Origin of the sequence: Roseburia sp. AF22-2LB, from assembly GCF_003461125.1 — a bacterium.
GTDB classification, from domain to species: Bacteria; Bacillota; Clostridia; order Lachnospirales; family Lachnospiraceae; genus Roseburia_C; species Roseburia_C amylophila.
In genome coordinates this window covers 42,360-53,627 of the sequence record NZ_QTWM01000011.1, presented here as the reverse complement: position 1 = coordinate 53,627, position 11,268 = coordinate 42,360, and the positions used below count along the sequence as shown (strand labels likewise).

The 11,268-nt window shown below is 38.2% G+C and carries 14 protein-coding genes; all 14 read left to right on the top strand.

The genetic code is table 11. The features are described 5' to 3' along the window. Nucleotides 1-210: 210 nt before the first annotated feature. The 14 genes from DWX96_RS13180 to DWX96_RS13120 all read left to right on the top strand — a co-directional run bounded on the left by DWX96_RS13180 (nt 211) and on the right by DWX96_RS13120 (nt 11,249). Entirely contained in the window at nt 211-1,107 is an 897-nt protein-coding gene (locus DWX96_RS13180) for a site-specific integrase (protein WP_330416201.1), read from the top strand. A gap of 195 nt (nt 1,108-1,302) precedes the next feature. Then, nucleotides 1,303-1,698: a PDDEXK nuclease domain-containing protein gene (locus DWX96_RS13175; RefSeq protein WP_330416202.1), complete on the top strand. Its 396-nt coding sequence runs from the start codon at nt 1,303-1,305 to the stop codon at nt 1,696-1,698. Between the two features lie 37 nt (nt 1,699-1,735). After that, nucleotides 1,736-2,467 carry a hypothetical protein gene (locus DWX96_RS13170; protein WP_118057706.1) on the top strand — a complete coding sequence of 244 codons (732 nt, stop codon included), beginning with the start codon at nt 1,736-1,738 and terminating at the stop codon, nt 2,465-2,467. A 61-nt stretch (nt 2,468-2,528) separates the two neighbouring features. Further along, on the top strand, nt 2,529-2,906 hold the full coding sequence (locus tag DWX96_RS13165; protein ID WP_118057707.1) for a hypothetical protein: 378 nt from the start codon (nt 2,529-2,531) through the stop codon (nt 2,904-2,906). A gap of 64 nt (nt 2,907-2,970) precedes the next feature. Beyond that, nucleotides 2,971-3,207, top strand: coding sequence for a hypothetical protein (locus DWX96_RS14305; protein WP_118083010.1), 237 nt, complete (start codon nt 2,971-2,973; stop codon nt 3,205-3,207). Next, nucleotides 3,146-3,991: a helicase-related protein gene (locus DWX96_RS13155; RefSeq protein WP_242988805.1), complete on the top strand. Its 846-nt coding sequence runs from the start codon at nt 3,146-3,148 to the stop codon at nt 3,989-3,991. Before DWX96_RS14305 ends, DWX96_RS13155 begins: the two co-directional genes overlap by 62 nt. Then, nucleotides 3,969-4,157 carry a hypothetical protein gene (locus DWX96_RS14665; protein WP_242988804.1) on the top strand — a complete coding sequence of 63 codons (189 nt, stop codon included), beginning with the start codon at nt 3,969-3,971 and terminating at the stop codon, nt 4,155-4,157. The genes DWX96_RS13155 and DWX96_RS14665 overlap by 23 nt, the downstream gene beginning before the upstream one ends. A gap of 26 nt (nt 4,158-4,183) precedes the next feature. Continuing rightward, entirely contained in the window at nt 4,184-5,545 is a 1,362-nt protein-coding gene (locus tag DWX96_RS13150) for an MATE family efflux transporter (RefSeq protein WP_118057708.1), read from the top strand. Nucleotides 5,546-5,598: 53 nt separating this feature from the next. After that, nucleotides 5,599-6,084, top strand: a complete 486-nt coding sequence (locus tag DWX96_RS13145) for an NUDIX hydrolase (protein ID WP_118057709.1) — start codon at nt 5,599-5,601, stop codon at nt 6,082-6,084. 266 nt (nt 6,085-6,350) lie between these two features. Next, nucleotides 6,351-7,376 (top strand): phosphoribosylformylglycinamidine cyclo-ligase, encoded by a 1,026-nt coding sequence (gene purM / locus DWX96_RS13140; protein ID WP_022243386.1) that lies wholly within the window; start codon nt 6,351-6,353, stop codon nt 7,374-7,376. Further along, nucleotides 7,370-8,008, top strand: coding sequence for a phosphoribosylglycinamide formyltransferase (gene purN / locus DWX96_RS13135; RefSeq protein ID WP_118057710.1), 639 nt, complete (start codon nt 7,370-7,372; stop codon nt 8,006-8,008). The genes purM and purN overlap by 7 nt, the downstream gene beginning before the upstream one ends. Nucleotides 8,009-8,086: 78 nt before the next feature. Then, a complete protein-coding gene (purD, locus tag DWX96_RS13130; protein WP_118057711.1) occupies nt 8,087-9,361 on the top strand; it encodes a phosphoribosylamine--glycine ligase in 1,275 nt (424 codons plus the stop codon). Between the two features lie 529 nt (nt 9,362-9,890). Then, nucleotides 9,891-10,739, top strand: a complete 849-nt coding sequence (gene thyA / locus DWX96_RS13125) for a thymidylate synthase (RefSeq protein WP_117698015.1) — start codon at nt 9,891-9,893, stop codon at nt 10,737-10,739. Between the two features lie 18 nt (nt 10,740-10,757). Next, nucleotides 10,758-11,249 carry a dihydrofolate reductase gene (locus tag DWX96_RS13120; RefSeq protein ID WP_117841761.1) on the top strand — a complete coding sequence of 164 codons (492 nt, stop codon included), beginning with the start codon at nt 10,758-10,760 and terminating at the stop codon, nt 11,247-11,249. Nucleotides 11,250-11,268: the final 19 nt, after the last annotated feature.

Below are 11,268 nucleotides of genomic sequence, written 5' to 3'. Positions count from 1 at the left end.
ACCGACCTCCAATCGTTAGATTTTTTGGTCTAACTTTTAGGGGTCGGTACAGGACTCGATGTCTATGTTGCAGGAAAGGCGGATGTGAATTTTCTGTTTGATAGGTACATATCAACTAAAACAGAATTGCGTAGCACGACTTACAGTAATTACTTATATACATGGAATCGCTTTATTCGTGATACATTCGGCAAGAAAAAGGTCAAAGATGTGAAGTATTCAGATGTATTATTCTTTTATACAGACCTGATTAATAATCAAGGCTTACAGATTAATACGCTAGAGACAATTAATACAGTATTAAGACCAACATTTCAGCTTGCGGTGCGTGACGATATAATAAGGAAGAATCCAGTAGATGGTGCATACTGTGAAGTGAAAAAACGTAATGGAGGCTCAAAAAAGAGTCGTAGAGCATTGACTGTGGATCAGCAGAGAAAGTTCATGGAATATATTGCAAAGAATCCGTTCTTCTATCATTGGTATCCGTTCTTTGTGTTTTTACTTGGAACCGGATGCAGAATAGGAGAGGCAATAGGAATACGCTGGGATGATATTGATTTGGAGAATCGTATCATAGATATTAATCACAGCTTAACTTATTATCAGAGAGCGGATGATTCATACAAATGTGAGTTCAGAGTTTCGTTGCCAAAAACAGAAGCAGGAAATCGTAGAATACCAATGATGCAACAGGTATATGATGTGCTTCAGGAAGAATATGACAGGCAGAAGCAGGAAGACTTTTGCACAGAGAATGTAGATGGTATGACTAATTTTGTATTTACAAACCGATTTGGAATGCCACATAATCCAGCAGCAGTTAACCGGGCAATCAAAAGAATTGTGGATACACATAATTCTGAGGAAGAGGTGGCTGCTAAAAAAGAGAAGAGAGAACCCATTATGATTCCAAGATTCTCTTGTCATATTTTCAGACACACATTTGCATCAAGATTTTGCGAGAATGAAATCAACATCAAAGTAATTCAAGAGGTAATGATACATGCGGATGTATCGACAACTATGAATATCTATGCGGAAGCTAATCCTGATGTTACCAAATCAGTAATTGAGAAATTATCAAAAAATATGGATATTTTTTAGAAAAGAGTCCGGTGAATGGATCTTTGGAAGGCAGAAAATATACCTATTCATACTGAACAAAAGGTGTTAAAATATTTTGTGTTTAATGTGCTGATAAATGAAGCACATGCTATAAATTAAAAAGACGTATTTTAAATGAAAAGACATCTTTTAGACGTATAAATGCTCACAAAACGTCTAAGAGTAACTAAGGATATGAAAAGCTCAAATGTTGATTTTACAAGCATTTGCAAGGATGAGGATAAGCTTATAACGGAAGCAAAAAAGCTTTATCACAGAGAGTTACAGTGTTTAGTTGCAATCGATCTAAAAATTGATGATTTCAAACCTGAATATATGGGAAAAATGGATTTTTATTTAGAGGCATTGGATAGAGATATTAAGAAGCCTCATGAAAATCCGAGTGTAGGAATGATTCTTTGTAAAAATGCTGATACGGATGTCGTTGAATATTCTTTGAGTAGAAGTTTATCGCAGACAATGATTGCTGAATATAAAACTAAGTTGATTGATAAGAGTATTCTGCAGAGAAAACTAGCTGAGTTATATGATATTGCAGAGGAAGAGGTGAAAAACTCTCAACAGGATTGAGAGTTTTGAAAATGTGAGAAATAGGAGTGTGATGTGATTGGAGAGATTGTTCAATCATCAGACAATAGATGAATTTTTATTAGATATTACAGAAACTGCTGAATATAAAAGAATTGAATCTCTTATTTTTTCAATACGGATGAATTATTTACATTATATGGCAATTTCTCGCATTGTAAAATTTGAGATTCCTAAGTATTTAGAAAATTTAATAGGTATAGTTATTGATAAATTTAATGAATCAGGGATTAGCACAGTCGATATGCTTCAATACATGCTGGATAATGACATTAATAATTGGATACATTATTATGCTTATACATTCATAATACCAGTAGCAAAAGGAGAAGAAAATGAAGCCGTAAATGATTTAAGTGAATTATATGCTTTTGTTTTGACGGGGTACATTTTAGACACATTCCGTGAGAAGAGAATAGATATAAAGAATCTTGTTGAAGGGCAAGTTTTGGTCCAAAAAACAAACCAGTATGATTTGACGGTGGTTGATGGGGGTGAATTTAAGCGAGATTATTTTGTGTTTGAAGGGAAAGCCTATCTGTACAGTATATTAACCAATACAAATACAATGCGGTTTGGGGATACAATGCCAGCGTTTGCAAGAATAATCACTGAGCAGGTAAAAGATGGGAATATTTTATTAAGGCTAGATGAACGATTGGCTTTGCCCATAAATCAGGCAATATCATATTCAACTTTGAATTTTGAAAAGTATAGGGGACCACAGTTCCATTTTAAAGATTCTATTTAAAAAAAATCCGAAAACTATAACAATTCATATAGATGAAAACACAGCAGATAAACTTTTATTAGTGGTAAAGAAGAAAGTCGATAATAACAGTAAAAAGGACTTTTGGCATATTGAATTGGAGACACTTCCATACAGAGATACAGCGTCAAAGGGAAAGTATTGTATAACTACTTTTTTACACGGTATGTATTATCCAGAGGATGATTGTTTTACACATATTGACTGTACAAAAAATCAATATGAAATGTCGGAATATATAAAGAAATATTCAGAATGTGAACCAGATGTACCTGTCGATTTACATACTAAGAGTAACGAACTTCATTATAAGATGTGGTGTATAGAAAACGGAAGATACACAAGAGAAGTATGGTATAATTTAATGACAGCATCTTTGAATGAAAAATATAGAACTTTGCTGGATGAGATATTGGCATGAAGTATGAAAATAGTTGTGAACGGATGTGTAAGACATAAACGAAGATGTGTGAGGAGAACAGATTATGTCAGAAAAACGTATAGTATATAAAGTTCCTTCGGAGGTAAAAAAACAAAGCATAGGGACATTAAAAGTGTGTAAAACGACATTGGAATATCTCCGTCAAAATGGCTTCAAGACAGTTGAAGACATAATTGATAAACAACTTGAAATTCCAAGCAAGTATAGAGGAAACATTTATGCGTATCTTATGTTTGGAATTGAGGACTATTTGTGTAATTTTTTCGGTAGATATGTTTAATGAAGGTGTTGATATCACTTCGGTAGATATGGTTATGTTCTTAAGACCAACAGAATCACCGATTGTATTTCTACAGCAGTTAGGAAGAGGTCTTCGAAAAAGCAGGGGAAAAGAATTCCTGAACGTTCTTGACTTTATAGGAAATTATGAAAAAGCAGGAAAAACAAGATTTCTCCTGACAGGAAGAAATTATTCCGAAAAACATATTTATAATCCAGTAGATAGAACAGCTTTTCCGGATGATTGTCTGGTTGATTTTGATATGAAACTGATAGATTTATTCCATAAAATGGATAAGAAATCTCTGAAGGTAAAAGAGCTGATTCGGAATGAATATTTTCGGGTGAAAGATTTATTGGGAAGACGACCATCCAGATTGGACTTGTTTACATATATGGATTCAGACATTTATGAGATGGCACTTAGACATTCAAAAGATAATCCTTTTAAAAGATATTTGGAATATCTGGAAGAATTGCATGAATTGACGGATGCAGAAAAGAACTTTTACAATGGAATAGGAAAAGAATTTATTCATTTATTGGAAAATACAAACATGACAAAGGTATATAAAATGCCGGTTTTAATGGCATTTTATAACTATGGAAAAGTAAGAGCAAAGGTTACAGCAGATAATTTGTTGTGTAGCTGGAAAGAATTTTTTTCAACAGGAACTAACTGGAAAGATTTGGAAGCAAATATATCTTATGAAGAATATTGTACAATTTCAGATAAGGAACATTTGAAAAAAAATTCAGCAGATGCCAGTTCATTTCTTATGTGAGTCTGGAAAGGGATTTTTTGTTAAGCAGGAAAATGGAGACCTGGCGTTAAAGAAAGAAATGGAAGCGGTGATTAAAAATCCGGTATTAGAAGAACAAATGCGTGATGTAATAGATTATCGTACAATGGATTATTATCAGAGAAGATATATGGTAGGAAAGGAATAGCAAAAGAAATAAAGTGAAACACAATTATGAGCAGTAACGTAAAAAGCAAAAGAAAAAATATCGGGATGACATCCGGCTCTTTATGGAAGAACATCTTCCTCTTTAGCATACCGTTGATGTGTTCTCAGATATTGGAAGTATTATTTAATTTAAGTGATGTAGCAATTGTAGGAAAATATGCAGGATATATCCCCCTGGGGTCGGTTGGCTCGACCACGCTGTTGGTGTCCTTATTTACCGGCTTCCTGATTGGAATGGGTGGCGGTGTTAATGTAAGGGTAGCGCATAAACTGGGCGTAGGCGATGCGAAGGGAACGGAAGAAACCGTGCACACGGCGGCATTGATTTGTCTGGTGGCAGGACTTATACTGTGCCTGATATGTAATATATTTGCGGAGCCATTTTTAAACATTTTACATACAAAATCAGAGTTTATGGATGGCGCAGTACTATATTTTCGGATTTATGCACTGGGGCTTCCGGCACTTGCAATTTACAATTTTGGAAATGGTGTTTTAAGTGCATCCGGCGAGACGAAGCTTCCACTTATTTATCTGAGTATTGCCGGTGTGTTAAATGTGTTATTAAATCTTTTCTTTGTTATTCAGTGTAATATGGCAGCAGGCGGAGTGGCAATTGCCAGCGTTATTGCTCAGTATGTGTCAGCTATTTTGGTGGTTTCTCATCTGTGCCGGAGAAAGGATAGCTGCAGGCTCTATTTTTCCAGACTGCGTTTTCACAAGGAAGCGGCGAAAAGTGTGCTGATGCTTGGCGTTCCGGGCGGAATGCAGAATGCAATCTTTGCAATTGCAAATCTTTTTGTGCAGACCGGAGTCAACTCCTTTGATGCGGTTATGGTGTCCGGCAATTCAGCGGCAATCAATGCAGATACGCTGATTTTTAATATTATGACAGCATTTTATACGGCATGCGCCAGTTTCATGGGACAGAATATGGGGGCAGGAAACAGGGAACGCATGATAAAAAGTTACCGCATCAGTTTATTGTATTCGTTTCTGGCAGGCGTAATTTTTGGTGGGCTGCTGGTGGTTTTCGGAAGACAGTTCCTGTCTCTTTTTGCCAGCAAACCGGAGGTAATTGAAGCCGGAATGGAGCGGATTAAGATTATGGGATTTTCCTATGCACTTTCCGCATTTATGGACTGCACTATTGCGGCATCCCGCGGAATTGGAAAGAGCATTGTGCCGACCATTATTGTTATCATGGGCTCCTGCGTATTCCGTGTAATCTGGGTATATACGATTTTTGCATATTTTGGAACCATTGCATCCTTATATCTTTTGTATGCATTTTCCTGGTCGATTACAGCAATTGCCGAGATTATTTATTTCAAAGTATGCTTCCGGAAGCTTCGGATAGCGGCATAGAACCATAGAGTCATGGAAGAAAGTAAAAAAGAAAGCGGAAGAGAGAAAGAAAAATGGAAGAAAGACGTTCGGAAAATACAACGCTTTGCTATATAGAAAAGGAAAATTGCTACCTGATGATGCACCGGGTGAAGAAAAGCCATGATGTAAATAAAGATAAATGGGTTGGCGTCGGCGGACATTTTGAAGCCGGAGAATCTCCGGAAGAATGCCTGCTTCGGGAAGTGAAAGAAGAAACCGGGCTTACCTTGGATTCTTATCGGCTGCGGGGCGTGGTCACTTTTGATTCCGATGCGTGGCCGACAGAATATATGTTTCTTTATACGGCAGATGAATTCCACGGTACGATGACCGAGTGCAACGAAGGAACACTGGAATGGGTGCCAAAGGAAGAAGTATATGACCTGCCAATCTGGGAGGGGGATAAGATATTTTTCCGGCTGTTAGAAGAGAGGGAGAGTTTCTTTTCGTTGAAATTATCCTATCAGGGAGATACTTTGACCTATGCCATATTAGATGGGACAACCCGATTGAAATAAAAGTAAATTATAAGTAGGAATAAGCAACCAGATACCATTAATTAGAAAAACTAATTAGTGGTATTACTATATATAATTGGTCTTTATAAGCAAATGACGTTATAATGTAAGTAGCATTGAGCAGTGCCAGAACTTATAAGCAGTCCGTTGGGCTGATTAAAAGGTCTGATAGGGCGAAAGCCCGTAGTATGGAAATGCGAAGCATTTCCATACTTGCACTGAAAAAATAAAGAGCAGGATAAAGAATAATTTCAGGAGGAAGAACAATGGATTACAAAAACGCAGGCGTGGATATTGAGGCAGGATATAAGTCCGTAGAACTGATGAAGGAGCATGTAAAGAAGACCATGCGTCCAGAGGTTCTTGGAGGACTGGGCGGATTTTCCGGAGCATTTTCATTAGAGAAGATTAAAGAAATGGAAGAACCGGTACTGTTATCCGGAACAGATGGCTGTGGCACGAAAGTAAAGCTCGCCATGATTATGGACAAGCATGATACCATCGGTATTGATGCAGTAGCAATGTGTGTAAATGATATTGCCTGTGCAGGTGGAGAACCATTATTCTTCTTAGATTATATTGCATGTGGTAAGAATTATCCGGAGAAAATTGCAGCCATCGTAAAAGGTGTAGCAGAAGGATGTCTTCAGTCTGATGCAGCATTAATTGGTGGAGAGACTGCAGAGCATCCGGGTCTGATGGCAGAGGATGAATATGACCTGGCTGGATTTGCAGTAGGTGTATGTGATAAGAAAGATATGATTACCGGCGAGACCCTGGCAGACGGTGATGTGCTGATTGGTATGGCATCAACCGGAGTACATTCCAATGGATTTTCACTGGTTCGTAAAATCTTTACTATGGATAAAGAAACCCTTGATACATACCATGAAGAACTGGGAACTACTTTGGGAGAAGCATTACTTGCACCAACCAGAATTTATGTAAAAGCACTGCGTGCCATCAAAGATGCCGGCATCCGTGTAAAAGCCTGCAGCCATATCACAGGCGGTGGTTTCTATGAAAATGTTCCACGTATGCTTCCGGAAGGAAAACATGCAGTGATTGAAAAGAACAGCTATCCGATTCCGCCAATCTTTACCCTGATGGCGAAAGAAGGAAATGTAGAAGAGAAAATGATGTACAATACCTACAACATGGGACTTGGTATGGTACTTGCAGTTGCACCGGAAGATGTAGATAAAACCATGGAAGCAATCAAATCTGCCGGAGACAAGCCATATGTTGTTGGTAAGATTGAAAACGGAGAAAAGGGTGTTACATTATGCTAAAAGTTGCAGTATTAGTATCCGGTGGTGGAACCAATCTTCAGGCAATTATCGATGCCATGGATAATGGAACCATTACCAATGCAAAGATAGAAGTGGTAATCAGTAATAATCCGAATGCCTATGCCTTAGAGCGTGCAAGAAAACATAATATCAAGGCACTTTGCATTTCTCCGAAATCCTATGAGAACCGGGCGGCATTCAATGCTGATTTCTTAGAAAAATTGAATGAATATAAAGTAGATTTGGTGGTGCTGGCAGGATTTTTGGTGGTAATTCCACCGGAAATGATTGCACAGTACCGCAACCGGATAATCAATATTCATCCATCTCTGATTCCATCTTTCTGTGGAACAGGCTTCTATGGATTAAAAGTCCACGAAGGAGCACTTTCCCGTGGAGTGAAGGTAACAGGAGCTACGGTGCATTTTGTGGATGAAGGAACAGATACTGGCCCAATCATTTTACAGAAAGCAGTTGCAGTAGAAGAGGATGATACACCGGAGATTCTGCAGCGTCGTGTGATGGAACAGGCAGAGTGGAAAATTATGCCACAGGCAATTGATTTAATTGCCAATGGAAGAGTAAAAGTCGAAGACGGGAAAGTGAAGATTCTTCCAAAAGCAGACCATTAGAATTGAGTGAAAATAAATAAAGATTAAATAGAAATGAATGAAAAATAGAAGAAAAATAACCGGATTAGGAGGAGCAGCATGAAAGTATTAGTAGTTGGAAGCGGCGGAAGAGAACATGCAATTGTGACAAGCGTAGCAAAGAGCAGCCGTGTAGATAAGATTTACTGTGCACCGGGCAATGCCGGAATCGGACAGCTGGCAGAATGTGTGAACATTGGAGCCATGGAATTTGACAAGCTGGTAGCTTTTGCAAAGGAAAAAGAGATTGATTTTACCATCGTAGGAATGGATGATCCATTGGTTGGTGGAATTGTAGATGTATTTGAAGCAGAAGGATTAAAAGTATTCGGACCGAGAAAGAATGCTGCAATCTTAGAGGGATCCAAAGCATTTTCCAAAGATTTGATGAAGAAATATAACATTCCGACCGCAGGATATGAGACCTTTGATGACCCGAAAAAGGCATTGGAGTATCTGGAAACTGTAAAAATGCCAATCGTATTAAAGGCAGACGGACTGGCACTTGGTAAAGGTGTTCTGATTTGTAACACCTTAGAGGAAGCGAAAGCCGGAGTAAAAGAAATCATGGAAGATAAGAAATTTGGTTCTGCCGGCAACCATATGGTAGTAGAAGAGTTCATGACAGGCCGTGAAGTATCCGTGCTTTCTTTCGTAGATGGCAAGACCATTAAGATTATGTCTTCCGCACAGGACCACAAACGTGCCAAAGATGGAGACCAGGGCTTAAATACCGGTGGAATGGGTAACTTCTCTCCAAGTCCTTTCTATACCAAAGAAGTAGATGATTTCTGTAAGAAATATATCTATCAGGCAACCGTAGATGCCATGGCAGCAGAAGGAAGACCATTTGTAGGTGTTATTTTCTTCGGTCTGATGCTGACAGAGGATGGACCAAAGGTATTAGAGTACAATGCCCGTTTTGGTGACCCGGAGGCTCAGGTAGTTCTTCCGAGAATGAAAAATGACATCATTGATGTAATGGAAGCCTGCGTAGACGGTAAATTAGATACCATTGATTTACAGTTTGAAGATAATGCAGCTGTATGCGTTGTTCTTGCATCTGACGGATATCCGGTGGCATATGAAAAAGGATTTGAAATCAAAGGCCTTGAGAACTTTGATGGCAAAGAAGGTTACTACTGTTTCCATGCTGGAACCAAGTTAAATGAGGAAGGAAAAATTGTAACCAACGGAGGCCGTGTACTTGGCATCACAGCCAAGGGAGCTACCTTAAAAGAAGCAAGAGCCAATGCTTATAAGGCAACGGAGTGGGTAGACTTCGATAACAAGTATATGCGCCATGACATTGGAAAAGCCATAGATGAAGCATAAAGTTAAAGAATTATTTAACAAACCGACAAAATAGAAAGATAAGAAAAGTATCCGTAAAAAACAGAAAAATTTACGGGTACTTTTTCTATGCTTAAAAATGCAATGCAATAAAGAGACGAGAATCAATGACGAATTCTTGAAATTAAAACAAGACATAATAAATTTTGATAAAATAAAAACCAATCATACTACGATAATTCAATTCATATTAGAACAGACCGGTTCATATTGGGATAGACCAATTCTTCCGCCCATCCCCCAGTCCGGCACATTCCCTTCTTCTAAAAAATAATAAAATCAGAAAATAAATTAACATAAACCTTAAAAGAAAGATTTTAAGATTACATAATGTATAAAATAATAAAAATTGATAAGACAACTTGCAGGTAAAAAAGAAAATGCACAAGCTGCAATCATAAATTTGTAATGTTAAATTTTCTACTCTTGCGCTTGGTGGGATTATCCGATACAATATTAATTTAGAATATACTCTAAACAGTGAAAAAACTAGCGCAGGAGGTGCCGCAGCATGAGTCTGGCAGATAAAATTTTTATCGATATGTGTCAGGATATATTGGACAACGGGGTAAGTACAGAAGGAGAAAAGGTCCGCCCACATTGGGAGGATGGAACCAGTGCTTATACAATTAAGAAATTTGGTGTGGTAAACAGGTATGATTTATCCAAAGAATTTCCGGCAATTACATTACGAAAGACAGCAATCAAGAGCTGTACCGATGAGATGTTATGGATCTGGCAGTTGAAGTCCAATAATGTCAATGACTTACACAGCCATGTCTGGGATGAATGGGCAGATGAGACAGGCTCCATTGGAAAAGCATATGGCTACCAGATGGGAGTAAAGCATAAATATAAGGAAGGAATGTTTGATCAGGTAGACCGTGTGATTTATGACCTTAAGAACAATCCTTTCAGCAGAAGAATCATGACCAACATATATGTACATCAGGATTTAAGTGAGATGCATCTTTATCCATGCGCATACAGCATGACCTTTAATGTAACCCAGAAGAAGGGGGACGATAAGCTGACTTTGAATGCAATTTTAAATCAGCGTTCCCAGGATATCTTAGCTGCCAATAACTGGAATGTCTGCCAGTATGCAGTACTGATGCATATGCTGGCACAGGTGTGCGATATGCGTGTGGGAGAGTTAGTGCATGTGATTGCAGATGCACATATTTATGACCGGCATATTCCTATTATAAAGGAACTGATTCAAAGACCGACGTATGACGCACCGACATTCTGGCTGAATCCGGATGTAAAGGATTTCTATGAATTTACCAGAAATGATGTACGTCTTGATAATTATGTGACAGGACCACAGATTCAGGATATTCCAATCGCAATATAAAAGGAGCAGGTGAAAGAGATGAATTTAATCGCAGCAGTAGATGCTAATTGGGCAATTGGCTATAAGAATAAATTACTGGTAAGCATTCCGGATGATATGAAATTTTTCCGTCAGACCACAACCGGGAAAGTGGTAGTCATGGGACGTAAGACCTTGGAAAGCTTTCCAAATGGACAGCCTCTTAAGAACCGTGTCAATATTGTACTGACCAGTGATAAGAATTATAAAGTGAAGGATGCCATTGTGGTGCATGATTTAGACGAACTGCATAAAGAGTTAGAGCAGTATAACAGTGAGGATGTCTATGTTATTGGCGGTGAAAGCATTTACCGTCAGCTTTTGGATGAGTGCGATGTAGCACATATTACGAAGATTGACTACGCATATGATGCAGATGCCTATTTCCCGAATCTGGATGAAAAGGAAGAATGGCAGATTACAGAAGACAGTGATGAACAGACCTATTTTGATCTGGAGTATTACTTCTTAAAATATGAAAGAATAAGATAAGCAGAAAGAAACGTGTAAG

What these genes read in the sequence shown, in the direction of transcription:
- DWX96_RS13175 (WP_330416202.1), top strand. Translation starts at nt 1,303, where the DNA reads ATGAAAAGCTCAAATGTTGATTTTACAAGCATTTGCAAGGATGAGGAT.
- DWX96_RS14305 (WP_118083010.1), top strand. Translation starts at nt 2,971, where the DNA reads ATGTCAGAAAAACGTATAGTATATAAAGTTCCTTCGGAGGTAAAAAAA.
- DWX96_RS13155 (WP_242988805.1), top strand. Translation starts at nt 3,146, where the DNA reads ATGCGTATCTTATGTTTGGAATTGAGGACTATTTGTGTAATTTTTTCG.
- DWX96_RS14665 (WP_242988804.1), top strand. Translation starts at nt 3,969, where the DNA reads ATGCCAGTTCATTTCTTATGTGAGTCTGGAAAGGGATTTTTTGTTAAG.
- DWX96_RS13150 (WP_118057708.1), top strand. Translation starts at nt 4,184, where the DNA reads ATGAGCAGTAACGTAAAAAGCAAAAGAAAAAATATCGGGATGACATCC.
- DWX96_RS13145 (WP_118057709.1), top strand. Translation starts at nt 5,599, where the DNA reads ATGGAAGAAAGACGTTCGGAAAATACAACGCTTTGCTATATAGAAAAG.
- purM (WP_022243386.1), top strand. Translation starts at nt 6,351, where the DNA reads ATGGATTACAAAAACGCAGGCGTGGATATTGAGGCAGGATATAAGTCC.
- purN (WP_118057710.1), top strand. Translation starts at nt 7,370, where the DNA reads ATGCTAAAAGTTGCAGTATTAGTATCCGGTGGTGGAACCAATCTTCAG.
- purD (WP_118057711.1), top strand. Translation starts at nt 8,087, where the DNA reads ATGAAAGTATTAGTAGTTGGAAGCGGCGGAAGAGAACATGCAATTGTG.
- thyA (WP_117698015.1), top strand. Translation starts at nt 9,891, where the DNA reads ATGAGTCTGGCAGATAAAATTTTTATCGATATGTGTCAGGATATATTG.
- DWX96_RS13120 (WP_117841761.1), top strand. Translation starts at nt 10,758, where the DNA reads ATGAATTTAATCGCAGCAGTAGATGCTAATTGGGCAATTGGCTATAAG.